At 68.7% G+C, this 24273-nt stretch carries 24 protein-coding genes; 19 read left to right on the top strand and 5 right to left on the bottom strand.

Going from position 1 to position 24273, the window contains the following annotated elements; translation table 11 throughout:
* The first annotated feature begins 28 nt into the window (after positions 1-28).
* The 8 genes from glmS to WBL06_RS02015 are packed head-to-tail and all read left to right on the top strand — an operon-like array spanning position 29 to position 6350.
* The gene (gene glmS, locus WBL06_RS02050; protein WP_424454307.1) at positions 29-1879 is read left to right on the top strand and encodes a glutamine--fructose-6-phosphate transaminase (isomerizing); all 1851 of its coding nucleotides are present in this window, start codon (positions 29-31) and stop codon (positions 1877-1879) included.
* Positions 1880-1884: 5 nt separating this feature from the next.
* On the top strand, positions 1885-2277 hold the full coding sequence (locus WBL06_RS02045; protein ID WP_424454306.1) for a holo-ACP synthase: 393 nt from the start codon (positions 1885-1887) through the stop codon (positions 2275-2277).
* Entirely contained in the window at positions 2274-3365 is a 1092-nt protein-coding gene (alr, locus tag WBL06_RS02040) for an alanine racemase (RefSeq protein WP_424454305.1), read from the top strand. The genes WBL06_RS02045 and alr overlap by 4 nt, the downstream gene beginning before the upstream one ends.
* Positions 3362-3820 (top strand): tRNA (adenosine(37)-N6)-threonylcarbamoyltransferase complex ATPase subunit type 1 TsaE, encoded by a 459-nt coding sequence (tsaE, locus tag WBL06_RS02035; protein WP_424454304.1) that lies wholly within the window; start codon positions 3362-3364, stop codon positions 3818-3820. Before alr ends, tsaE begins: the two co-directional genes overlap by 4 nt.
* Before the next feature lie 56 nt (positions 3821-3876).
* Positions 3877-4464, top strand: coding sequence for a tRNA (adenosine(37)-N6)-threonylcarbamoyltransferase complex dimerization subunit type 1 TsaB (tsaB, locus tag WBL06_RS02030; RefSeq protein ID WP_424454303.1), 588 nt, complete (start codon positions 3877-3879; stop codon positions 4462-4464).
* Positions 4461-4934, top strand: coding sequence for a ribosomal protein S18-alanine N-acetyltransferase (rimI, locus tag WBL06_RS02025; RefSeq protein ID WP_424454302.1), 474 nt, complete (start codon positions 4461-4463; stop codon positions 4932-4934). The genes tsaB and rimI overlap by 4 nt, the downstream gene beginning before the upstream one ends.
* Entirely contained in the window at positions 4931-5968 is a 1038-nt protein-coding gene (gene tsaD, locus WBL06_RS02020) for a tRNA (adenosine(37)-N6)-threonylcarbamoyltransferase complex transferase subunit TsaD (protein WP_424454301.1), read from the top strand. Before rimI ends, tsaD begins: the two co-directional genes overlap by 4 nt.
* 4 nt (positions 5969-5972) lie before the next feature.
* Positions 5973-6350 (top strand): DUF4190 domain-containing protein, encoded by a 378-nt coding sequence (locus WBL06_RS02015; protein WP_424454300.1) that lies wholly within the window; start codon positions 5973-5975, stop codon positions 6348-6350.
* Positions 6351-6374: 24 nt separating this feature from the next.
* Here the strand turns inward: WBL06_RS02015 and WBL06_RS02010 are convergent, their stop codons facing one another.
* Complete coding sequence (locus WBL06_RS02010; RefSeq protein WP_424454299.1) at positions 6375-7550, bottom strand: THUMP-like domain-containing protein; 1176 nt, start codon at positions 7548-7550, stop codon at positions 6375-6377.
* A 141-nt stretch (positions 7551-7691) separates the two neighbouring features.
* Between WBL06_RS02010 and groES the strand changes: the two genes are divergently transcribed.
* From groES to WBL06_RS01985, 5 genes are all read left to right on the top strand, one after another.
* Positions 7692-7985, top strand: coding sequence for a co-chaperone GroES (gene groES / locus WBL06_RS02005; protein ID WP_191283535.1), 294 nt, complete (start codon positions 7692-7694; stop codon positions 7983-7985).
* A gap of 72 nt (positions 7986-8057) precedes the next feature.
* Entirely contained in the window at positions 8058-8984 is a 927-nt protein-coding gene (rarD, locus tag WBL06_RS02000) for an EamA family transporter RarD (RefSeq protein WP_424454298.1), read from the top strand.
* 46 nt (positions 8985-9030) lie between these two features.
* On the top strand, positions 9031-9681 hold the full coding sequence (locus WBL06_RS01995; RefSeq protein WP_424454297.1) for a hypothetical protein: 651 nt from the start codon (positions 9031-9033) through the stop codon (positions 9679-9681).
* A 73-nt stretch (positions 9682-9754) separates the two neighbouring features.
* On the top strand, positions 9755-11014 hold the full coding sequence (locus WBL06_RS01990; RefSeq protein ID WP_424454296.1) for an ABC transporter substrate-binding protein: 1260 nt from the start codon (positions 9755-9757) through the stop codon (positions 11012-11014).
* Positions 11015-11172: 158 nt separating this feature from the next.
* Entirely contained in the window at positions 11173-12453 is a 1281-nt protein-coding gene (locus WBL06_RS01985; RefSeq protein WP_424454295.1) for an ABC transporter substrate-binding protein, read from the top strand.
* 74 nt (positions 12454-12527) lie between these two features.
* On the opposite strand, the gene WBL06_RS01980 is transcribed toward WBL06_RS01985, so the two are convergent.
* The 4 genes from WBL06_RS01980 to WBL06_RS01965 are packed head-to-tail and all read right to left on the bottom strand — an operon-like array spanning position 12528 to position 16551.
* Positions 12528-13265, bottom strand: a complete 738-nt coding sequence (locus WBL06_RS01980; RefSeq protein WP_424454294.1) for an ABC transporter ATP-binding protein — start codon at positions 13263-13265, stop codon at positions 12528-12530.
* The gene (locus WBL06_RS01975) at positions 13262-14191 is read right to left on the bottom strand and encodes an ABC transporter ATP-binding protein (RefSeq protein ID WP_424454318.1); all 930 of its coding nucleotides are present in this window, start codon (positions 14189-14191) and stop codon (positions 13262-13264) included. Before WBL06_RS01975 ends, WBL06_RS01980 begins: the two co-directional genes overlap by 4 nt.
* Positions 14192-14234: 43 nt before the next feature.
* Entirely contained in the window at positions 14235-15215 is a 981-nt protein-coding gene (locus WBL06_RS01970; RefSeq protein ID WP_424454293.1) for a branched-chain amino acid ABC transporter permease, read from the bottom strand.
* A gap of 4 nt (positions 15216-15219) precedes the next feature.
* The gene (locus WBL06_RS01965; RefSeq protein WP_424454317.1) at positions 15220-16551 is read right to left on the bottom strand and encodes a branched-chain amino acid ABC transporter permease; all 1332 of its coding nucleotides are present in this window, start codon (positions 16549-16551) and stop codon (positions 15220-15222) included.
* A gap of 221 nt (positions 16552-16772) precedes the next feature.
* Between WBL06_RS01965 and guaB the strand changes: the two genes are divergently transcribed.
* The 6 genes from guaB (at position 16773) to WBL06_RS01935 (ending at position 24270) form a co-directional block, all read left to right on the top strand.
* Positions 16773-18275, top strand: coding sequence for an IMP dehydrogenase (gene guaB / locus WBL06_RS01960; protein ID WP_424454292.1), 1503 nt, complete (start codon positions 16773-16775; stop codon positions 18273-18275).
* Between the two features lie 186 nt (positions 18276-18461).
* Entirely contained in the window at positions 18462-19466 is a 1005-nt protein-coding gene (locus tag WBL06_RS01955; protein WP_424454291.1) for a hypothetical protein, read from the top strand.
* A 34-nt stretch (positions 19467-19500) separates the two neighbouring features.
* Complete coding sequence (locus WBL06_RS01950; protein WP_424454290.1) at positions 19501-20622, top strand: GuaB3 family IMP dehydrogenase-related protein; 1122 nt, start codon at positions 19501-19503, stop codon at positions 20620-20622.
* Between the two features lie 2 nt (positions 20623-20624).
* Positions 20625-22346, top strand: coding sequence for a glycerol-3-phosphate dehydrogenase/oxidase (locus tag WBL06_RS01945; RefSeq protein ID WP_424454289.1), 1722 nt, complete (start codon positions 20625-20627; stop codon positions 22344-22346).
* A gap of 24 nt (positions 22347-22370) precedes the next feature.
* On the top strand, positions 22371-22901 hold the full coding sequence (locus WBL06_RS01940) for a cation:proton antiporter regulatory subunit (protein WP_424454288.1): 531 nt from the start codon (positions 22371-22373) through the stop codon (positions 22899-22901).
* 1 nt (position 22902) lies between these two features.
* Positions 22903-24270 (top strand): cation:proton antiporter, encoded by a 1368-nt coding sequence (locus WBL06_RS01935; RefSeq protein WP_424454287.1) that lies wholly within the window; start codon positions 22903-22905, stop codon positions 24268-24270.
* The last annotated feature ends 3 nt before the right edge of the window (positions 24271-24273 follow it).

The following is a 24273-nucleotide window of genomic DNA, read 5'->3' as shown; positions in this document are numbered from 1 at the left end:
CTGACAGGTAAACATAGAATCGAGTCTCATGTGCGGCATCGTCGGATACGTCGGCCCCGGGAGCACCCTCGAAGTGCTCATGGGGGGCCTCAAGCGACTCGAGTACCGGGGCTATGACTCGGCCGGCGTCGCCGTTCTCGACGACGGCGGGCACCTCGGCATCCGCAAGAAGGCCGGCAAGCTCGGGATGCTCGGCGACGAGCTCGAGGGAACGCCGATCGCCGACGGTCACACCGGCATCGGGCATACGCGCTGGGCGACCCACGGGGGTCCGACCGACGGCAACGCCCACCCGCACCTGGGGGATGACGGCAAGCTCGCCCTCATCCACAACGGCATCATCGAGAACTTCGCCGAGCTGAAGCGCGAACTCACCGATGCCGGCGCCGAGTTCTCGAGCGAGACCGACACCGAGGTCGCGGCGCTGCTCGTCGGCGGGCTCTACCGCGAGACCGGTGATCTCACCGAGGCCCTGCGCCGCGCCGTCGCTCGCCTCCACGGCGCGTTCACGTTGCTCGTCGTCCACCAGGACCAGCCCGGCGTCGTCGTCGGCGCGCGCCGCAACTCGCCGCTGGTGATCGGGCTCGGTGAGGGCGAGAACTTCCTCGGCTCCGACGTGGCCGCCTTCGTGGAGCACACCCGTCGCGCGATGGAGATCGGGCAAGACCAGATCGTCACCATCCGCCCCGACTCGGTCGAGGTCACCGACTTCGACGGCGCGCCCGTGACGACCCGCGAGTTCGAGATCGCCTGGGATGCCTCCGCGGCTGAGAAGGGCGGCTGGCCGACCTTCATGAAGAAGGAGATCAGCGAAGAGCCCGAGGCGGTTGGCAAGACCCTGCTGGGGCGGGTCGTCGATGGGGCGGTAACCCTGCCGGAACTCGACGGCGTCGCCGACATCCTCGCCGGTGTCGACCGGATCGTCGTGCTCGCCTGCGGAACGGCGGCTTACGCGAGCATGGTGGGCAAGTATGCGATCGAGACCTGGACGCGCATTCCGGTCGATGTCGAGCTCTCGCACGAGTTCCGCTACCGCGACCCCGTCGTCGGGCCGAACACGCTCGTGGTGTCGGTGAGCCAGTCGGGCGAGACGATGGACACGCTCATGGCGGTGCAGTACGCGAAGGCCAAGGGTGCGCGCACCCTGTCGATCTGCAACACGCAGGGCGCCACCATCCCGCGGGAATCCGACGCCGTGCTCTACACGCACGCCGGACCCGAGGTCGCTGTCGCATCGACGAAGGCGTTCGTGGCGCAGATCACCGCCCTCTACCTGTTGGGTCTGCACCTCGCGACGATCCGGGGGACCCTCGATGTCCCCGCAGTGGCGGCGCTGACCGAAGAGCTGCTGAACCTGCCCGCGAAGCTCGACCAGGTCGTCGAATCGTCGGGGGAGCGCATCGCGGAGTTCGCGCAGTGGATGGGCGCGGTGCAGTCCGTGCTGTTCCTCGGTCGCCACGCCGGTTACCCGATCGCCCTCGAGGGCGCGCTCAAGCTCAAGGAGCTCGCCTACATCCACGCCGAGGGCTTCGCCGCCGGTGAGCTCAAGCACGGCCCGATCGCGCTCATCGAGCCGGGCCAGCTCGTCATCGTCGTCGTGCCCTCGCCGCGCGACCCGAACTCGCTGCATCCGAAGGTCATCTCGAACATCCAGGAGATCCGCGCCCGCGGTGCCCGGGTGATCGCCGTGGCCGAAGTCGGCGATGTCGAGGTGCTGCCGTTCGCCGACGAGGTCATCCGCATCCCGCTTGCCGGGCCGCTGTTCGAGCCGCTGCTCGCCGTGGTGCCGCTCCACGTCTTCGCGATGGAGCTGGCGACGGCGAAGGGTCTCGACGTCGACCAGCCGCGAAACCTCGCGAAGTCCGTCACGGTGGAGTAACCCCGGTGGCGATAGCGGGGATCGGGATCGACATCGTCGACCTCGCTCGGTTCGAACGGGCTGTCGGGCGTACCCCTCGCCTCCGCGAGCGCCTGTTCGCCCACAGCGAACGCGATCTTCCGCTGCGCTCGCTCGCCGGCCGATTCGCGGCGAAGGAAGCCCTCATGAAGGCCCTCGGCGATGCCACCGCCGTCACTTGGCACGACATGGAGGTCGTGTCGGATGCCGAAGGCAACCCCTCGATGCGACTTTCCGGCGCGGCGGCGGCGATCGCCGAGAAGCGCGGCATCACCGACATCCATCTCTCGATGTCGCACGACGCGGGCGTCGCCATCGCGCAGGTCATCGTGGAGTCCTTCGACACGCCGGCGAAGCCGGCTACTCAGGAACCGGCATGAGCTTGAGGGAAGCCCGCATCGATCTCGCCGCGTTGCGGTCGAACCTGCGGGTGCTCACGGCGGCGGTGGCCCCCGCGCTGGTCTTAGGGGTCGTCAAGGCGCAGGCGTACGGGCACGGAGCGGTCGGCGTCGCCCGGACGCTCGCCGACGAGGGGGTGGACTGGCTCGGCGTCGCCGACCTCGGTGAAGCGCTCGAGCTGCGCGCCGCCGGCATCACGACCCCGGTGCTGTCGTGGCTGCACGGGCCGGACCTCGACGCGGCCGCCGCCGCTCAGAGCGACATCGACCTCGGGGTGAGCACGGTCGATCAGCTCGAGCGGGCCGCAGCCGTGGGGGCGACCGTGCAGCTCAAGGTCGACACCGGCTTGAGCCGCAATGGCTTCTCCTCCGCCGAAGCGATCTCGGCCTTCGCCCGCGCCGCCGATCACGAACGGGGCGGACGGCTGCGCGTGCGCGGCATCTTCTCGCACCTGTCCAACACCTCCCGCGAAGATGACGACCGCCAGATCGCGCTCTTCGCCGAACTCATCGACGCCGCGCACGATGCCGGCCTCGATCCCGAGTTGCGGCACATCGCATCGACCGAGGCGGCGCTCACCCGCCCTGACGCCCGGCTCGACCTGGTGCGGCTCGGCATCGGACTCTACGGAGTCGAGTACGACGAAGGAGTCGACCCCGCCGAGCTCGGCCTCACACCCGTGATGGAACTCGCGGGCAGCGTCACCGCGGTGCGGCGCGTGCCGGCCGGCACCGGGATGTCGTACGGCTTCATCGATCGCACCAGCCGAGAGACCACCCTCGCGCTCGTCGCGCTCGGCTACGCGGACGGGGTGCCCCGTGCAGCCTCGAGACGCGGCACGGTGGCCATCCACGGCACGACCTACCCCCAGGTCGGTCGCATTGCGATGGACCAGTTCCTGGTCGACGTCGGCGACGACCCGGTGGCGATCGGCGACCGAGTCGTGCTCTGGGGCGACCCCGCGACCGGTGCGCCGAGCGCGGGGGACTGGGCGCGCGCCGCCGGCACCATCGGCTACGAGATCGTCACCCGGGTCGGAGCTCGCGTGCCGAGGACCTACGCAGGATGACGACGCGCCTGAGCATCCCCGACGCCGAGGCGATGGAGGCGCTCGGGGCACGCCTCGCCGTCCTGCTGTCGGCGGGAGACCTGGTCGTGCTCGACGGTCCCCTCGGGGCGGGCAAGACGACGCTGACCCGCGGGCTGGGTGCCGCCCTCGGTGCCCGAGGCGCCGTCACCAGCCCCACCTTCGTGTTGGCTCGCGAGCATCCGACCGCCGCAGGCGTGCCGCTCGTGCACGTCGACGCCTACCGGCTCGCGACGGCGCGCGAGCTCGACGACCTCGACCTCGACTACGATGGGGCGATCGTCGTCGTCGAGTGGGGCGCGGGCAAACTCGACGGCGTCGCCGAGTCGTGGATCGATGTCACGATCGCCCGGGATGCCGTTGACGACTCCCGCGACGTGGTGATCACCGGCAACGGCCCCCGCTGGCAGCGCCTGGATGCCACCCTCGGTGGTTGAGTAGCCGCCGAAGGCGGCGTGTCGAAACCACACGGGGAGTGCATAGGCTTCTGACCGTGCTGCTCGCGATCGACACCTCGGCGGGAACCAGCGTCGCCGTCGTCGACGCCGGCCAGGTGCTCGCCGAAGCCGACGAACCGGGCACCCGTCGCCACGCCGAAGCGATCGGAACGTTGCTCCGCGCAGCACTCGCCGACGGGGGGCTCGAGCCGCGCGACGTCACGGGCGTCGTCGCCGGCATGGGCCCGGGCCCCTACACGGGCCTGCGGGTAGGCATCGCCGCTGCGCGGGCCTTCGCCTTCGGCATCGGAGCGCCGGTGCACCCGGTCGTGTCGCACGACGCGATCGCCTTCGGCCACTCCGAACGGGTGCTGGTCGTCACCGACGCCCGCCGCCGCGAGGTCGCCTGGTCGCTCTACGACCCCAGCGCCGTGCGCCTGGAGGGCCCCGAACTCTGCCTGCGCGACGGTTTCGACGCCATCGCGAGCCGCCACCCCGGCGTGCCGGTGCTCGACCCGCCGACGGTGAGCGCGGCATCCCTCGGCCTCGTCGCCGAGCTGCTGCTCGCCACCGGCCGCCCGCTCGGGCCCGCCGAGCCGCTCTACCTGCGCGCGCCCGACGTGACGCTGCCGGTGCCGAAGTGAACTGGGTGCTGCGCCGTGCGACGGCGGCCGACCTCGACCCGATCATGACGATCGAGAACGCCATGTTCCCCGCAGACGCCTGGTCGTCGTCGACGATGGCATCCGAGATCGCGGGCGAGCACGGGTACTACCTGGTCGCCGTCGCCGACGACGGGGGGATCGACGGCTACGCGGGGTTGCTCGCTCCGGAAGGCAGCGGCCACGGCGACATCCAGACGATCGCCGTCGTCGACCGCGCCCGACGTCGAGGGCTCGGTCGCACCCTCGTGCTCGCGCTCGTCAACGAAGCGCGCCGCCGGCGCGCCGCCGAGATCTTCCTCGAAGTGAGGGCCGACAACCCCGGAGCGCGGGCGCTGTACGAGGCACTGGGGTTCACCCAGATCGCCGTGCGGCCGAGGTACTACCGGGGTGGCATCGACGCCGTCATCATGCGCCTCGCGGTGCCCGAACCCGAGACGAGCCTCACGTGACCGGGCCCCTGGTACTCGGCATCGAGACGTCGTGTGACGAGACCGGCATCGGCATCGTGCGCGGCCGTGAACTGCTGGCCAACGTCATCGCCTCGAGCATGGACGAACACGCCCGGTACGGCGGCGTGGTGCCCGAGGTCGCCGCACGCGCCCACCTGGAGGCGCTGCGACCTGCCCTCGACGCGGCCCTCGTCGAGGCGGGAGTCGGGTTGCACGACCTCGACGCGGTCGCCGTGACGGCCGGACCAGGACTCGCGGGCGCTCTCATGGTCGGTGTCGGTGCGGCGAAGGCGCTCGCGATCGCGCTCGGGCTGCCGCTCTACGGCGTCAACCACCTCGTCGGACACGTCGGAGCCGACCTGCTGCGAGCCGACGGGGGAGAGCTCGATCTGCCCACGATCGCGTTGCTGGTCTCGGGCGGGCACACCTCGCTGCTGCTCGTGCGCGACCTCACGAGCGACGTGGAGCTGCTCGGCGAGACGATCGACGACGCTGCGGGCGAGGCGTTCGACAAGGTCGCCCGTCTGCTCGGCCTGCCCTATCCCGGCGGCCCGCGCATCGACGAGGCGGCCGCCCAGGGCGACCCCGGCGCGATCCGATTCCCGCGCGGCCTGACGCATCCCAAAGACCTGCACAAGCATCGCTACGACTTCTCGTTCTCCGGGCTCAAGACCGCGGTCGCCCGGCACGTCGAGCAGTCGGGTGACGCCCTCAACGTCGCGGATGTCGCGGCCGGCTTCCGGGAGTCCGTCGCGGATGTGCTCACCGCGAAGGCGATCGCCGCGTGCCGTGACCTCGGGGTGCCGCGGCTGCTGCTCGGTGGCGGGGTGGTGGCGAACGCGCGGGTGCGCGACCTCGCGACGCAGCGTGCCGCCGAGGCGGGCGTCGCCCTGCGCATCCCGCCGCTGGCGCTGTGCACCGACAACGGCGCGATGATTGCGGCTCTCGGGGCCCGACTGGTCGCTGAGGGCTACCCGCCCTCGGGCGACTTCGGCGCGGATTCCACGCTGCCGGTCACGATCGTGCAAACTTGAGCCCATGACCGATGCTCAGCCCCCGGTTCCGCCCGTCCCCACCCCGGAGGGCACCACGCCACCTCCGGCCACGCCGGCCGCCGAGCCGGCCTACCCCGCCTACGGGCAGACGCCGACCCCCGGCTACTACGCCCCGCCGACCAACACCCTCGCGATCATCGCGCTCATTCTCGGGTTCCTCGTGCCGATCGGCGGCATCATCTGCGGCCACATCGCGCTCAACCAGATCAAGCGCACCGGCGAAGGCGGGCGCGGTCTGGCCCTCGCCGGCCTCATCATCGGCTACGTGTTCACGGCCATCGCCGTGCTCTACATCATCGGCTTGATCATCTTCTTCGCCTGGATGGGGACCATGGGCGCGTACTCGAGCTATCCCTACTGAGCCGGCTATCCCCACTGAGCCGACTCAGAGGCGCTCGACCAGGATCGCGGTGCGCGAGCCGGCGATCCTGGTGAGCACCAGGGTGGCGCTCGCGTCGCCCGCGAGTGACAGCTTCTTGCGGAACGCGGCGGGGTCGATGTCGACCCCACGCTTCTTGATCTCCAGCGTGCCGATGCCGCGCGCGGCGAGTGCGCGCTTCAGGGTCTTCACGTCGAGCGGCATCCGCTCCAACACCCGGAACGACTGACCGAACGGGGTCGCGGGAGGTTCGGATGCCGTGATCCAGGCGATCGTCGGGTCGAGCATCCGGCCGCCGAGGCTGCGGGCGAGGTCGCCGATGAGCCGGGCCCGGATGACCGCTCCGTCGGGTTCGATCAGGTACTCATCCAGGTCGCCCGTGTCGGCGTCGGGGGAGTCGGCCGGGGCGCTGAGCTCCGAGATTCCGCCGCCGCCGAGCACCACCGCGGCGCGACGGATGCCGGGGCGCGCCAGCGAGCCCGACCAGAGCACCAGTTCCACCACTTCGCGGTCGACCGAGATCCACTGCGCCTCGCTCGTGTCGGGGATGAGCTCGCGATCGATGCCGGGGCCGAGCTTGATTCCCGTCGGCAGCCGATCAGCGAGTTCGAACGCCCAGTCGAGCGAAGGCGACCAGTCGCTCGGATCGGTGAGGCGGGTCGTTCCGTCGCGGCGAGCCGGGTCGAGCCAGACCGCGCCCACTCCGGCGAGGTCGACGTCCTCGGCATTCCCGAGTTCGACGCGTGCCGACGGGAAGGGCGCCAGGTTGAAGGCCGCGACCGCGGCGGTCAGTTCGTCGCGCTCGACCGCCACGACGCCGAGGTCGAGAGCGGCGATCGCCATCGCATCCGCACCGATGCCGCAGCCCAGGTCGGCGATGACGTCGATGTCGGCGTCGGCGAAGCGCCCGGCGTGCAGCGCCGCCACGCGCAGCCGAGTCGCCTGTTCGAGACCGACGGGGGTGAACAGCATCCGGTCGGCGAAGTCGCCGAACTTCGCGCGAGCCCGCGACCGCAGCCGGGCCTGCTCGAGCACCGCCGCCACGAGACCGCCGTCGTGCCCGGCCGCCCGCAACCGGGAGACGGTGCGCACGACATCGGCGCTCTGCTGAAGTTCGCCGACCTCGTCGAGCAACCGCAGCCCCTCCGGGGAGAGCAGGCGGCGCAGGTCGTCGACATCCATTCGGCCATTCTCCCCCTCACCGAGATTGGCACTCGCGTTGAACGACTGCTAACGAAACGCTATGGTTGTCTCTGGCACTCTCAGTCGGACTGTGCCAACTCAAACTTTCAGCAGCAGGGTCTTTTAGAAAGAGGTCATCCAGTGTCGGTCTCCATCAAGCCGCTCGAGGATCGCATCGTCATCAAGCAGGTCGACGCCGAGCAGGTCACCGCGTCGGGACTCGTCATCCCCGACACCGCGAAGGAGAAGCCCCAGGAGGGCGAAGTCGTCGCGGTCGGACCGGGTCGCATCGACGACAACGGCAACCGCGTCCCGCTCGACGTCAAGGTCGGCGACAAGGTCATCTACTCCAAGTACGGCGGCACCGAGGTGAAGTTCGGCGGCGACGACCTGCTCGTGCTGTCGGCGCGCGACGTGCTTGCCGTTATCGGCTAACACTCTGAGAAGGCCCCGCCTCCCGAGAAGCATCGGGCGGGGCCTTCCGCATACCCGGAGTAGGTTGAGTCGGTGCCGTCCGCTCCGCCCGCGCAGAGCCGTACCGGATTCCTCTACGCGATCGCCGCGTACGCCATCTGGGGCGGCTTCCCGCTGTACTTCATCGCCCTCGCGCCGGCGAGCGCCTTCGAGGTCGTCGCGTTCCGCATCCTCATGTCGCTCGTGCTGTGCGTGTTGCTCATCGCGATCACGCGTGCCTGGCACCCGCTCGTCGACCTGCTGCGCGACCGCCGCACGTCGCTGCTCATGCTGGTGGCTGCGATCGCGATCTATCTCAACTGGCTCGTCTACATCTTCGCCGCGCTGACCGGGCACGTCATCGAGGCGTCGCTGGGCTACTTCATCAACCCGCTCGTCACCGTGCTGCTCGGCGTGATCGTGCTGCGCGAACGGCTGCGTCCTGCACAATGGACGGCGCTTGCGATCGCCCTCGTCGCGATCGTCGTGATCGTCGCCGGGTACGGGTCGTTCCCCTGGATCGCGATCGTGCTGGCCGTCACCTTCGCCGCCTACGGGCTCGTCAAGCGCGTCGTCGGCGCTCGGGTCGACGCGATCACCGGGCTGACGCTCGAGACGGCGTGGCTGGCTCCGCTCGCGGTCGCGCAGCTCGTGCTCGTCGCCACCGTCGGCGGCGGGCTCGAATTCGGCGCCCACGGACCTGCCCACACCATCGCGATGCTGGCGGCAGGAGTCGTGACCACCGTGCCCCTCCTGCTCTTCGCGGCTGGCGCGCGTCGCATCCCGCTCGTCGGGCTCGGGATGGCGCAGTTCTTGACGCCGGTGCTGCAGTTCCTCGTCGGCTGGCTCGTGCTGAACGAGGCCATGCCCGCCGAGCGGTGGATCGGATTCGGGCTGGTCTGGCTGGCGCTCATCGTGTTGACGGCCGACATGATCGCCGCGTCGCGACCGCCGCGTCGCGTGGTCGTCGACCCAATCTGAGCAGAGGGCTCGACGGCAGCGGAGGCGAGCGGCCAGGATGACGGTCATGATCGCATCCCGCACTCTCGTCGCCGCCCTGATCGTCGCGGCGCTCGCCGGCTGCACCAGCCCGAGTGGCCCGAGCAGTCCCGGGGACCCGCCCGCGGACGCGAAGATCGACCCGTGGCTGGGTGACGACCTCGAGGTGGACTCCGCCGTCATCACCGGAGACTTCATGGGGGTCGCGCTCAGCGGGTTCAGCTGCGACGTCTCTCAATCGTTCTCCGCCAACGGCGACGGCGACGTCAGGCCGACCGCGGGGGTGACCGTCACCAGTGCCGGTTCGAGCATCAGCTACACCGAAGAGACGTTGATCTCCTCCGCGCAGGGTGGGGATGTGCCGCCGACCGGGGCGATGCCGGCGACCTTCACGGTCGCGACGACCCGCGGCTTCTGGGACATCGGCGACGGCGGAGCGAACACCGAGTGGACGCCGACGACGGTTCTCACCCTCACCGGGATCCCCATCCCCGAGGACGGCTGCGCCGCCGCCGACATGTGGTGGCTCGACCTGAGCGATGTCGGCACCGACACGGCCGAGATCATCCGGGCCTTCAGCGAAGACGGTCTTCGAAATGTCGCGAAGGAGTGCCCCGACGCCTGGTTCACCTGGGTGCCGCCGAACTTGACCTGCGACGAGTTCGACGCCCGCTTTTGACTCGGCGTCGCGCCTGCGTCGACCACGTTGGCGCGGTCGGTAGGGTGGCGGAGTCGCTGAAGAAGGAGTCCGGATGCCGCGCACCTCTGCTCGAGTCGTCGCGACGGCGCTCGCCGCCGCCGCGCTGGTCGCGCTCGCCGGCTGTGGAGCCGCAACACCCACTCCGACGCCGACCCCCACCCCGACGCCGACCCCGACGGGTGATGGGGAGTTGAAGATCGGCACCCTGTTCCCCTCGAGCGGCGGAGTCACCTTCATCGGACCGGCGCAGGTCGCCGGGGTCAAGGCCGCGGTTCGGGAGATCAACGCCGCGGGTGGGGTGAACGGCACTCCCGTTGTCGTCGTCAGCCGGGACTCCGGTGACGCGACGACGCAGAAGGTCGAAGAGTCGTTCGCCGACCTCGTCGGGCAGGGAGTGGATGTCGTCGTCGGCCCGTCGTCGTCGGTGCTGTCGCAACGGCTTCTCGGTCTCGCCGCGGACGCCGACATCCCGCTCATCTCCCCAGCGGCGACGTACCCCCAGCTGACTGCGCTCGACGATGACGGCATCTTCTTCCGCACGATCGCGTCGTACCCGCATCAGGCGATCGTGCTCGCCGACCTGTTCGCCGACCGCGACGTCGAGTCGGCCGCCGTCGTCTTCCGCGACGACGACCTCGGGTCGTCGCTCTCGGCGGCGCTCGCCGCTGCCCTGGAGGGCATCGACATCGAACTCGAGGCCGTCGAGGTGGCCGCCGACGCCTCCGCCGAGGATCTCGCCGAGGCGGTCGCCACGGTGAAGGAGGCGGCGCCGGGTGCCGTCGTGCTCGCCACTCCCGACAACGGCGATCAGACGAAGGCCCTCATCACGCAACTCTCCGCCGCCGGGTTCGGGGGTTCGAAGCTCTGGCTCACGAGTCAGAACCTCGCCGATTACTCGCAGGCGCTGCCTGCCGGCTTGCTCAATGGGGTCAACGGACTCATTGAGGGAGCCGAGACAGATGCGGCGTTCCAGGCGAAGATCAAGCAAGAAGATCCTGGCGTGATCGACTTCCGCTATGCAGCCGAGGCGTACGACGCGACGGTGCTCGCCGCGCTCGCCGCCGAACTCGCGGGCGACGACGGCGGTGCCTCGATCGCACGGATGCTCGCGGCGGCATCCGTGGGCGGCATCAAGTGCACGAGCTACGGGGAGTGCATCGACGTGCTGCGGTCGCAGCCCGACGTGGACTACGACGGCGTGAGCGGCTCGGTGAACCTCGACGGGAACGGTGATCCGGAGCGCGGAACGTACGTTGTCGTCGCCTACAACGCCGAGAACAAGTACGCGCGAACGGCCACGGCAGTCGGCTGAGCACTTCGACAGTAGCCGAAGTCTCGAAGTAACGATTCCGCACTGTTACATGCCTGTAACCGTCCGGAAGCGCTGTAGAGCCTTTACCGGACTACGGTGGCAACAACTGACCGGACGCTGTCCGGTCCTTGTCCTGTTTAGAACACTCAAGGAGTGACATGAGTATCACGACCAAGGCGTCCGCCTTCCGGTCGCGCGGCCTCAAGAGCAAGTTGGGCGGTATCGCGATTCTCGCGACCGGCGCCCTCGTGCTCGCGGGTTGTGCCCCGACCGCAACGCCCGAGGCTGAGCCCGAAGCGATCGCCGACTACACGATGACCCTCGGCACCCTGCTGCCGCAGACGGGTAACCTCGCGTTCCTCGGCCCGCCCGAAGAGGCCGGTGTCGGCTACGCCGCCAGCGAGGTCAACGCCTACGCCGAGTCGACGGGCCTGACCGTCGAGGTCGAGTACGGCGACTCGGGTAACACCGACAACAAGGCGTACGAGACCGAGGCTCCGCGCATTCTGGGCTTCGACCCGACCGCCATCATCGGCGCCGCGTCGTCGGGCACGTCGCTGCAGTTCATCGACCAGGTCGTCGGCGAAGGCGTCATCCAGTTCTCGCCGGCCAACACCTCCGATGCCTTCACCACGTACGACGACAACGGCCTGTACTTCCGTACGGCCCCGTCGGACGTGCTGCAGGGTGAGGTGCTCGGCAACCTGATCGCCGAAGACGGCCACCAGACGCTCGGCATGATCGTGCTGAACGACTCGTACGGCACCGGACTCGCGAAGTACGTCACCGAGGCCTTCGAGGCCGCCGGTGGCGAGGTCGTCGCGGCCCCGACGTACAACACGGGTGACACCTCGTTCGACACGCAGATCAGCGAGGTGCTGGCGGCTGACCCCGACGCCATCGCGCTGATCACGTTCGCCGAGATCAGCACCATCCTTCCGGGCCTGTTCGGCCAGGTCGACCCGGCGACGCTGTACTTCGTCGACGGCAACCTGTCGAACTTCGGCGAAGACTTCCCGGCCGGCTCCCTCACGGGCGCCAAGGGAACGCTGCCGGGCCTCTCGATCGGCGACCTCGGTGAGTTCACCGCGGCCCTCGACGAGTGGGTCGCTGCCGACGGTGGCGAGGCGCTGACCGAGTACTCCTACGCGGCCGAGTCGTTCGACGCCGTCATCCTTCTCGCCCTGGCCTCGCTGGCCGCGGGCGGGTCGACCGACGGTGTCGAGGTTGCCGCGAAGCTCCAGGAAGTCTCTGGCGGTTCGGGTGACGGCGAGAAGTGCTCGACCTACGCCGAGTGCGCCGACATCATCCTGAGCGGTGGAGTCGCCGACTACGACGGCATCTCGGGCCCGATCACCTTCGACGAGGTGGGCGACCCGACCGAGGCGTCCATCGGCATCTACGTCTACGGTGAAGACAACAACTACGGCGCCCTCTAAGCCCGTAGAGCACTAGAAGAAGCCCCTCGGCCTTCGGGCCGGGGGGCTTCCTCGTTGTGGTCGTAGAGCGCGCTCTACGCGCCGAGCGTGCCGAGGTAAAGCTCGGTGACCTTCGGGTCGCTGAGCAGTTCGCGGCCGGTGCCCGTGTAGGCGTCGCGGCCCTGGTCGAGCACGTAACCGCGGTCGCAGATCTGCAGGCAGCGGCGGGCGTTCTGCTCGACCATGATGGTCGTCACACCGGCCTGGTTGATCTCCGAGACGCGGATGAAGGCCTCGTCCTGCCGCACGGGCGACAGACCCGCCGACGGCTCGTCGAGCAGCATGACCTTCGGGTCCATCATCAGAGCCCTTGACATCGCGACCATCTGGCGCTCGCCGCCGGATAGGGAGCCGGCGCGCTGCTTGAGCCGCTTGCCGAGTTCGCCGAAGATGCCGGTCACGAACTCCAGCCGCTCCGCGTAGACCTTCGGCCGCTGGTACAGCCCCATCTGCAGGTTCTCTTCGATCGTGAGGCTCGGGAAGACGTTGTTCGTCTGCGGCACGAAGCCGACTCCGCGCGACACCAGCTTGTTCGCCTTGAGCCCGGTGATGTCTTCGCCTTCAAGCGTCACCGTTCCGCTGCGGACGTTGACCTGACCGAAGATCGCACGCAGCAGCGTCGACTTGCCGGCGCCGTTCGGGCCGATGATGCCGATCAGCTCGCCCTGCTTGGCGACGAGCGAGCAGCCGTTGAGGATGTTGACGCCGGGCAGGTACCCGGCGACGACGTCGGTAACCTCGACGACGGTCGCGGTGGTCGTGGTCACGGTCATTTCGCGTCCTCTTCTCGGGCTCCGGCGGCGGCGATCGCATCGGCGTCCGCCTTGACGGAGGCCTTCGCATCCGTGGTCGGATCCGCCTCCTCGGGCGAGAACCGCCCGGTGACGACGCCCAGGTCGAGTTCCTGATGCGCGCCCAGGTAGGCGTCGACGACAGCCGGGTTCTTCATGACGCTCGTCGGATCGCCTTCAGCGACGATCTTGCCCTCGGCCATCACGACCACCCAGTCGGCGATGTGCCGCACCACGTGCATGTCGTGTTCGACGAATAGCACCGTCATCCCCTGATCCTTCAGATCGAGGATGTGCTCGAGCAGCGACTGCGTGAGCGCCGGGTTCACGCCGGCCATCGGCTCGTCGAGCATGACGAGCGACGGCTCGCTCATGAGCGCGCGAGCCATCTCGAGCAGCTTCCGCTGGCCCCCGGAGAGGCTCGCGGCGTAGTCGTCTTTCTTGGTGTCGAGCTTGAACTTCTCGAGCAACCCCATGGCGCGCTCTTCGATCTCGCTGTCTTGCGGCCGCCAGAGAGCGGGGATGAGAGCCGAGAAGAAGCCCTCGCCGCGCTGACCCTTGGCGCCGAGCTTCATGTTGTCGAGCACCGTGAGCAGGCCGAGCGCCTTCGTCAACTGGAAGGTACGTACCTGACCGAGGCGGGACACCTTGTAGGCGGGTACCCCCGAGATGCCGTTGCCCTGGAACGTCCAGGTGCCCTGGTCGGGCTTGTCGAAGCCGGTCAGAAGGTTGAAAAGCGTCGTCTTGCCGGCGCCGTTCGGGCCGATCAGAGCCGTGATCGCGTTGCGCGGGATCTCGAGGTGCTCGACATCGACCGCGGTCAGACCGCCGAAGGTGCGACGCACGCCGTCGGCCACCAGGATCGGATCGGTCTTCGCGACGCCCGGAACGGCGTCGCCGACGTGCAATCCCGTCGACTTGGCACGCGCGGTCGGCGCGTGGAGCGAGGAGTCACTTGACAAAGGTCAGCTCCTTCTTGTTGCCGAGGATGCCTTGCGGCCTGAATATGACGATCAACATGAGGGCGATGCCGGTGAGGATGAAGCGCACCGTCGCCGCCTGGATCGTCGACATGAACGGCAGGATGTCGGCCGCGACCAGCGCGGGCAGCAGGTTGCCGAGGAAGGTCTGGATCACCCAGAAGATGACCGAACCGAGCAGCGGGCCGAACACCGTCGCCGCGCCTCCGAGCAACAGCGCCGTGTAGACGAAGAACGTCAGCGAGGTCACGTAGACCCCCGAGTTCACGTTGCGGTCCATCGCGTAGATGATGCCGCCCAGGGCCGCGATCCCACCGCCGAGCATGAGGGCCTGCAGCTTGTAGCCGAACACGTTCTTGCCCAGCGAGCGCACGGCATCCTCGTCTTCGCGGATGCCCTTCAGCACCCGGCCCCACGGGCTGTTCACCAGTCGGTAGACGACGAGGGCGGCCAGCGCGAGGGCGATGAAGCCCAGGATGCGCACCCACCAGCCGATCTCGGTGTACTCCCACGGCCCGAACCCGTAGGTGCCCTGCGGGATCGGGTTGTTGGCGCGGAACTCGGTGTGATAGCCGCTCAGGCCGTCGGCCGAACCGGTGACGTCGTCGAACGCCGAGGTGAGGAACAGCAGGCGCAACACCTCGGCGGCCGCGATGGTCACGATCGCGAGGTAGTCGCCTCGCAACCGCAGCGTCGGGATGCCGAGGATGAGCGCGAAGATCAGCGACGCGACGATGCCGACCAACACACCGACGTACCACGGCAGCCCGAAGGTGAGGATGGTGATCGCGTAGCCGTATGCGCCGAGGGCCATGAAGCCGGCGATACCCATGTTGAGCAGTCCGGCGTAGCCGAAGTGCACGGCCAGGCCGAGCGCGGCCAGGGCGTAAGCGATCGTCGCCGGCGAGATGATCGACGACGCACTGTTTTCGAGGATCTGAAGCCAGTCCATGGGGTTATCCGATCCTCTCGCGGCGGCCGAGGATTCCCTGGGGCCGGAACAGCAGGATGACGATGAGTACGAGCAGCGGAGCCGCGAAGCGGAGGTCCGCGGGGATCCAGAGGGTTGACACCTCGACGACCAGGCCGATGACGATCGCCCCGACAGCGGCTCCGAAGGCGGTGCCGAGGCCGCCGAGGGTCACGGCGGCGAACAGCAGCAGCAAAACCTCGCCACCCATGTCCCACTTCAACCCCGGCCGGTAGTAGGCGAACAGCACGCCCGCGAGCCCCGCGAGCCCACCGGCGAGCACCCACACGATGCGCACGACCCGGTCGACGTCGATGCCCGAAGCTGCGGCGAGCGACGGGTTGTCGGAGATCGCGCGAGTCGCCTTGCCGATGCGGGTGAACAGCAGCCAGGCGGCGAAGGCCAGGAGCGCGACGATGCTGATGACGATGCTCACCATGTCGATGACGGTCATCGAGACGGAGCCGAACAGGTCGATGCCCGCTGCGGTCGCCCCCGGGAGCTGTTCGGTGTCGCCGCCGATGAAGTACTGGTAGGTGTAGCGCAGCGCGAGCGACAACCCGATGCTCACGATCATCAGCTGCACGAGTCCCACCCGCTTGCGCCGCAGCGGACGCCAGACCGCGACATCCAGACCCAAGCCGAGTGCCGCGCTCAGCACCACCGCGATCGGCATGGCGACCCAGATCGGCCAGCCCGAGATGTTGGCGAAGAAGAAGGTCGTGATCGCGCCGAAGGTCACCATCTCGGCGTGGGCGAAGTTCGAGATACCGGTCGTGCCGTACACGAGCGACAGGCCGATGGCGGCGAGCGCCAGCATGAGGCCGAAGCTCAGGCCGTTGATCACCCGCTCGACCACGACGTCGAAGATGCCGGTGACGTTGCGCGTGCCCTCACCGATGAAGTAGTTCGCGGTCACCCGGCCGCCCGGGCCGACGGTGACCTCCTTGACGTTCGGAGTCTCGTTGCCCTCCTCGACGACGGCGATGCCCTCGGGCAAGGTGTCCTCGTTGAGGGTCACCGTGTAGTCGGCGTTCCTCTCGGGCACCCCGACGGCCCACTGGCCGTTCTCGTCGGTTTCGACATCGGTGTCGATGCCGTTGCCTTTGACGTTCAGCTCGACGCCGTCGAGCGGCACGTTGTCGAGCTGAACGTTGCCGCTCACGCGGTAGGGGTACTTGTCGGTATCGACTTCGTCGGCGTGCGCGGCCAGCGGCACGAGCAGTTGCAGACCGATGAGGCCTGCCAGAACTGCGACGAAGGCGCCCGCGAGACGACGGCGGCGCTGCGAGGGCGCCGGAGTCGCCGATCGGACCAAGGACACGGGACCTCCAGGTTCGGCGGCGCGTCCGAACCAGACGCGCGTCTGCATTGACGCTAGCCGCGGATTGTTGCCTTCGTGTTTCGGGCAGCCATTCGGGCTCGCCCCAGTATGGAACGGAATTCGTGAGGCTCCAAGCCGTTAACATCGAGTACCGGGCTTCATCGCGGCAGCCAGGTGCGCATCCTGCCTTATAACTCCGGTTCTGCGAGGACACCATGGACCAGCCCGATCCCTTCGGATTCGTCGGACTCACCTACGACGACGTCATGCTGCTGCCCGGCCACACCGACGTGATCCCCAGCGAAGCCGAGACGGCATCCCGGCTCACCAAGCGCATCGAGGTGTACGCGCCGCTGCTGTCGAGCGCGATGGACACCGTCACCGAGTCGCGTATGGCGATCGCGATGGCGCGTCAGGGTGGCATCGGGGTGCTGCACCGCAACCTCTCGATCGAGGACCAGGCCACCCACGTCGACAAGGTGAAGCGCAGCGAGTCGGGGATGATCTCCAACCCCGTCACGACGACGCCCGACGCGACGGTCGCCGAGGTCGACGCGCTGTGCGGGCAGTTCCGGGTGTCGGGTCTGCCGGTCATCGAGGGCGACGGTCGGCTGGTCGGCATCATCACCAACCGCGACATGCGTTTCGTGTCGCCGTTCGAGAAGGCCTCGACCCTCGTGCGCGACGTGATGACGAAGATGCCACTCATCACGGCGCCGGTGGGCATCGACCCGGATGACGCGGTCGCCATCTTCGCGCAACACAAGATCGAGAAGCTGCCGCTCGTCGATGCCGACGGGCGCCTGCAGGGGCTCATCACGGTGAAGGACTTCGACAAGAGCGAGAAGTACCCCAACGCGACCAAGGATGACGCGGGCCGGCTGCGGGTCGGCGCGGCGATCGGGTTCTTCGGGGATGCCTGGGACCGCGCGGGGGCGCTGCGGGATGCCGGTGTCGACGTGATCGTCGTCGACACGGCGAACGGCGACTCGGCGGGCGTGCTGGAGATCATCGGGCGCCTGAAGCGCGACACGGGTTTCTCGGCCATCGACATCATCGGCGGCAACGTCGCGACCCGCTCCGGTGCCCAGTCGCTCATCGACGCGGGGGCCGACGCGATCAAGGTGGGCGTGGGCCCGGGCTCGATCTGCACGACGCGCGTCGTCGCGGGAGTCGGAGTGCCGCAGGTGACCGCCGTCTACGAGGCGTCGCTCGCGGCGCGTGAGACCGGCATCCCGGTGATCGCCGACGGCGGGTTGCAGTACTCGGGCGACATCGCGAAGGCCCTCGTCGCGGGCGCCGACACCGTCATGCTCGGCTCGCTGCTCGCCGGCACCGACGAGAGCCCCGGCGACCTCGTCTACGTCAACGGCAAACAGTTCAAGAACTACCGCGGCATGGGCTCGATCGGCGCGATGAGCGACCGCGGCAAGAAGACCCCGTACTCGCGCGACCGCTACTTCCAGGCCGACGTGCCCTCGGATGCCCAGCTCATCGCCGAGGGCATCGAGGGCCGGGTCTCGTATCGGGGTTCGTTGGCGGCGACCGTGTACCAGCTCATGGGCGGCCTGCGGCAATCGATGTTCTACGTCGGAGCCCGCACCATCCCCGAGCTGAAGGCCCGAGGCAAATTCGTGCGCATCACCCCCGCCGGCCTGAAAGAGTCGCACCCCCACGACATCCAGATGACCGTCGAGGCGCCCAACTACTCCTCGTAGCGCCGTAGCCGCGCGCCATAGAGGGTTCTGTGACGCTCGGGAACCCCGCGTGCGGGGCCCCGCGAGGTCGCGAGGGGTTCCGTCGGCGCGGTCGTCGGCTCCTCCACCGCGTCGAATCGCGAACTCGATTTCACGGACGTGGGCCCGGCCGCCGCGTGATAATCGCTGACGGGCGATCTTGGTGCCATGAAGACCCTGACATCAGCCGTACCCGACGTTCTGATCCATGTCGACGAGGCCGAGTCGGCGGGAGGTTCCGGGCGTGCGCTTCGGGATGCCTGTCGTCGCGGGCACCTCGTGCGAGTTCGGCGTGGCTCCTATTGTCTGCGCGAGGTCTGGGACGCCCTCGAGCCCGGCGAGCGCCACATCCTCACCATCCGCGCGACGATTCGACGGGTTCGCGGCGAGTTCCTCGTCGCGGGCACCTCTGCCGCCGCGATCTGGGGGCTGCCGTATGCCGCCCGAGATCGCTCCGACGTCAGCTTGCTCGTGCCGTACCCCGGCGGTGGCTCCAGCGAGCCGGGTGTCAGACGCTCGTGCGTGTCATTCGACCGCGCCGAGCGATTCGACGTCGACGGCATCCCGGTCACCGGGTTGGCGCGCACCGTACTCGATCACGCGCGCACGACGAGCTTTGGACGTGGCGTCGCGATCGCCGACCGCGTGCAGTGGCGACGCGACCCGGATGCGATCCGGCTCGAGGAACTCTGGGCAGAGCTCGACCGCGCCGCCTTCGCGCGCGGCTCGGCGGCGCTTGCTCGTGTTCTTGCGTTCTCGACGTCGCTGTCGGATTCCGTGGGCGAGAGCGAAGGGCGCGCAGCCATCCATGCGCTCGGCTTCGAGACCCCTCAGCTGCAGCGCGGGTGGCAAGACGACGAGGGCGGGATGGAGTCCGACTACTACTGGGAATCGGTCGATGTCGCGGGGGAGTTCGACGGCAAGGTCAAGTACACGCGCGATGAGTACACGGGAGGCGATCCGTCTGCGGTGGTGTGGCGTGAGAAGCGCCGGGAGGATCGCCTGCGGCGGCTGGTGTCCGGAGTGCTTCGCCTCGTCACCGACGAGGTGCGCAACCCGCTGCTGCTCGCCCGGATTCTGAGCGATGCGGGGATTCCGCGGGGGCGGCTCTCGCTCGAGGGAAGGCGTTTCGTCACGACGGAACCGCGCGCGCGGGGGTCCCGAGCGTCGTAGAACCCTCTATGGCGGGAGAAAGTAGGCTCGACGGGTGAGCGACATCGAGATCGGGCGGGCCAAGCGCGCCAGGCGGGCCTACGCGTTCGACGACATCGCGGTGGTGCCGAGTCGGCGCACCCGCGATCCGCACGACGTGAGCGTCTCGTGGACGATCGACGCGTTCACCTTCGACATCCCGGTGCTGGCGGCGCCGATGGATTCCGTGGTGAGCCCGGCGACGGCGATCGCGATCGGCAAGCTCGGCGGCCTGGGCGTGCTCGACCTCGAGGGGGTCTGGACCCGATACGAGGATGCCGACAAGATTCTGAAGGAGATCCGCGGTCTCAAGGCGGAGGGCGCGACGAAGCGACTCCAGGAGATCTACGCCGAGCCCATCAAGCCCAACCTGCTGAAGGAGCGCATCGCCGAGATCCGGGCGGCCGGCGTTCCGGTCGCCGCCGCGCTCAGCCCCCAGCTCACGCAGGAGCACTACAAGACCGTCATCGACGCCGGCGTCGACCTCTTCGTGATCCGTGGCACGACGGTGTCGGCTGAGCACGTGAGCAAGGGCGTCGAACCGCTGAACCTCAAGAAGTTCATCTACGAACTCGACGTGCCGGTCATCGTGGGCGGCGCCAGCACTTACACGGCAGCGCTTCACCTCATGCGCACGGGCGCCGCCGGTGTGCTCGTCGGTTTCGGGGGCGGTGCCGCGAGCACGACCCGCAGCAGCCTCGGCATCCACGCCCCGATGGCGACGGCGGTGGCGGATGTCGCGGGGGCGCGCCGCGACTACCTCGACGAGTCGGGTGGACGCTACGTGCATGTCATCGCCGACGGCGGCCTCGGCACGAGCGGCGACATCGTGAAGGCGATCTCGGTGGGTGCCGACGCCGTCATGCTCGGCTCGACCCTCGCCCGCACGGCGGAGGCGCCGGGCGGCGGCTGGCACTGGGGGTCGGAGGCCCGGCATCCGGAGCTGCCGCGCGGGCACCGGGTTGAGGTCGGAACGGTCGCGCCGCTCGAGAAGCTGCTGTTCGGCCCCGCCGACACCGCCGACGGCCGCATGAACCTCATCGGGGCGCTGCGGCGTTCGATGGCCACGACAGGGTACTCCGACCTGAAGGAATTCCAACGGGTCGAGGTCGTCATCGCCCCCTACCACCAAGGTTGAGCATGGTTCCCCGAAAGACCGTCACCCGATCCAATCGCCTCGGGCCCGAGGAACGCGCCTCCGCGATCGCCAACATGCGGGCCAAGGAGCTCGACATCCTGGTGATCGGCGGCGGCATCGTCGGCACGGGTGCGGCGCTCGACGCGGTGACGCGCGGTCTGCGCACCGGCATCCTCGAGGCCCGCGACTGGGCCTCGGGCACGAGTAGCCGAAGCAGCAAGCTGGTGCACGGCGGCATCCGCTACCTCGAGCAACTCGACTTCCGCCTCGTGCGCGAGGCCCTCATCGAACGCGGCCTGCTGCTGCAGCGGCTCGCTCCGCACCTGGTGAAGCCGGTGCGCTTCCTCTACCCGCTCACGAAGGGCGTGTTCGAGCGTGCGTACGTGGGCGCCGGGATGCTGCTCTACGACGCGTTCTCGTACACCGGCCTGCGGCCCCCGGGTGTTCCGCACCACCGCCATCTCACGAAGCGTCAGCTACTGCGGGCAGCCCCGAGCCTGCATCCCGACGCCTTCACGGGCGGCCTCACCTACTACGACGCCCAGGTGGATGACGCGCGCTACGTCGCCACGCTGGCCCGCACGGCGAGTTTCTACGGCGCTCACGCGGCGAGCCGGGTCGAGGTGATCGGCTTCCTCAAGGTGGGGCAGCGGGTCACCGGCGTGAAGGCGAAAGACAAAGAGACCGGCGAGGAGTTCGAGATTCTCGCGAAGCAGGTCGTCAACGCAACCGGCGTCTGGACCGATGACACCCAGGCCATGGTCGGCGAGCGCGGGCAGTTCAAGGTGCGCGCGAGCAAGGGCATCCACCTCGTCGTGCCGCGCGACCGGTTCCAGAGCAAGCTCGGGCTGCTGTTGCGCACCGAGAAGAGCGTGCTCTTCGTCATCCCGTGGGGCCGGCACTGGCTCATCGGCACGACCGACACGACCTGGGATCTCGACAAGGCGCATCCGGCGGCGACGGCGGCCGACATCGACTACCTGTTGGGCCACGTCAACTCGGTGCTCGCGACGAAGCTCACCCGCGACGATGTCGAGGGCGTGTTCGCCGGGTTGCGTCCGCTGCTCGCCGGCGAGAGCGACGAGACCAGCAAGCTCAGCCGCGAGCACATCGTGGCGCACAGCGTGCCGGGGCTCGTGGTGGTGGCGGGCGGCAAGTGGACCACCTACCGCGTGATGGCGAAGGATGCCGTCGACGAAGCCGTGCGCGCGCTCGACGGCGCGATCAGTGACAGCGTCACCGAGAACATCGGCCTGCTCGGCGCGGAAGGCTACGAGGCGGCATGGAACAAGCGCCACAAGATCGCGAGCGCCTACGGGGTGCACCGGGTGCGGGTCGAACACCTGCTGAACCGCTACGGCGTGATGACCGACGAGCTGCTCGACATGATTCGTGCCCGCCCCGAGCTCGCCGATCCGCTGCCCGGCGCCGACGACTACATCGGCGCGGAGGTCGTCTACGCCGCGACGCACGAGGGTGCCCTGCATCTGGATGACGTGCTCGCCCGCCGCACGCGCATCTCGATCGAGGCGTGGGACCGGGGCATCGCGGCGGCTCCCGTTGCGGCCGCGCTGATGGGCGAAGCGCTCGGCTGGGATGCCGCGCGTATCGACCGAGAAGTGGCGCTGTATGAGAAGCGGGTCGAGGCCGAACGGGCGAGTCAGGAGCAGCCCGATGACGTCGCGGCCGACCGCGTACGGCTCGAGGCGCCCGACCCGGTCTGACCCCCACGCTCGTAGACTCGACCCATGGTCGATGTCAGGCGGGTCAAGCTCCCCGGGGTCGGGGTGCTGCACACCTTCGTCACGGATGACGGCGGCAAAGTCGGGGTGATCACCCACCGGTCGGGGCACAGCGACCTGATCACCTTCGCGGATGCCGAAGACGGCGACGCGCGCAAGGTGTCGCTGCGGCTGGATGAAGACGAGGCCCACACCCTCGCCGAGCTGCTCGGCGGCACCCGCATCACCGAGTCGCTTTCGGGCATGGACCAGATCCCCGGCCTGAGCATCGACTGGTTCCCCGTCGACTACGACCACCACATCGCCGGGCAGCAGCTCGGGTCGCTCACCACCAAGGGCCTTCCGGGGGTGACCGTCGTCGCGGTCGTGCGCGGCGAGTCGGCGAACCCGGCCCCGGACGGCGACTTCAAGGTCTTCCCGGGCGACACCCTCGTCGTCGCCGGAGCACCCGAGAAAGTCGCCAAGGCCTTCCAGTTCTTCCGCACGGGGGAGTTCACCAAGGCCTCCGCGGAGCACGCCGCGCCGCCAGGAGCCTGACGTGCACCTGGCCGTGCACACCGACGATCTCGGCGTCGAACTTCTCACCCTCGGCGTTCTCTTCGTTCTCGCCTACGGCCTCGGACGTCTCGGCAAGCGCATCGGCTTGCCGGCGATCCCCATCTACATGTTCGTCGGACTCATCGCGAGCCCGAACTTCGAGTGGATCCCGTTCCTCAATTTCGAGCCTGCCGACGTCGAACTGATCGCGGTCTTCGGGCTGATCTTCCTGCTGTTCTCGCTCGGCCTCGAGTTCGACACCGAGGAGTTCTTCGGCAACGCGAAACGCCTGCTCATCTCGGGTGGCTCGCGCATTGCGATCAACATGATCACCGGCTTCGTGTTCGGGTGGCTTGTCGGCTGGGGGGCGCGCGAGGCGCTGATCATCGCGGGCATGACGGCGATGTCGTCGAGCGCGATCATCACGAAGCTGCTGATCGAGTTGCGGCGGCTGGCGAACAAGGAGACCCCGGTCGTGCTCGGCATCGCTGTCGTCGAGGATGTCTTCATCGCGGTCTACCTCGCGATCGTCTCGGTCGTGCTCAGCGGCGAAACCGAGGTCTGGCCGATCGTCATCCAGTTGGCGACGGCGTTTACCTTCTTGATCGCGATGTTCGCGATCGCTCGTTACGGTGGCCGGCTGATCTCGCGCCTCGTCGGCACACGTGACGACGAACTGTTCACGATCGCCTTCTTCGGTCTGGCGCTCGGTTTCGGCGGGCTCGGCGAACTGCTCGGGGTGTCGGATGCGATCGGCGCGTTCCTCGTCGGTCTGGTGCTCGGTGCGACCCGCTACAAGGCCCGCATCGAGGCGCTCACCATGCCGTTGCGCGACGTGTTCGCGGCGTTCTTCTTTCTCAACTTCGGGCTCGCCCTCGATCCGTCGACGTTTGGCGAGGTCGTCGCGCCCGTCGCCGTCGCGGTCGTGATGACCCTGATCGTCAACACTGCGGGCGGGCAGTTGATCGCCAAGCTGAACGGTCTGACCCCGGCGCAGGGGCTCAACGTGTCGACGATGCTGCACAACCGCGGCGAGTTCACCCTCATCCTGGCGACGCTCGCCGCCGCCGCCGGGCTCGATCCGCGGCTCACCCCGTTCGCCGGCCTCTACGTGCTCTCGATGGCGATCATCGGTCCGGTGCTCGCGGTCAACTCGGAGCGGATCGGCTCTCTGGGCCCGGCCGCGCGGCGCGCGCGGAGGGTCGATGAGGAGCGCGACCGAGAGTTCGCGCTGGCCGAACTGGCGATGGCCGGCGGCATCGACGACGATGAGGTGGCTGTCGAGGTCGCCGCCGGCGAACTCACCGAACCCGAGCCGAGCCCCGACGATGAGACAACACCCCAGCGCGAGAGGGATCCCGAGTATTGAGCA

The sequence above is a fragment of the Pseudolysinimonas sp. genome, assembly GCF_049651805.1.
Taxonomy (GTDB): Bacteria; Actinomycetota; Actinomycetes; order Actinomycetales; family Microbacteriaceae; genus Pseudolysinimonas_A.
Note: the sequence above shows the minus strand (reverse complement) of the source record. Positions and strands in the feature narration are given on the sequence as shown.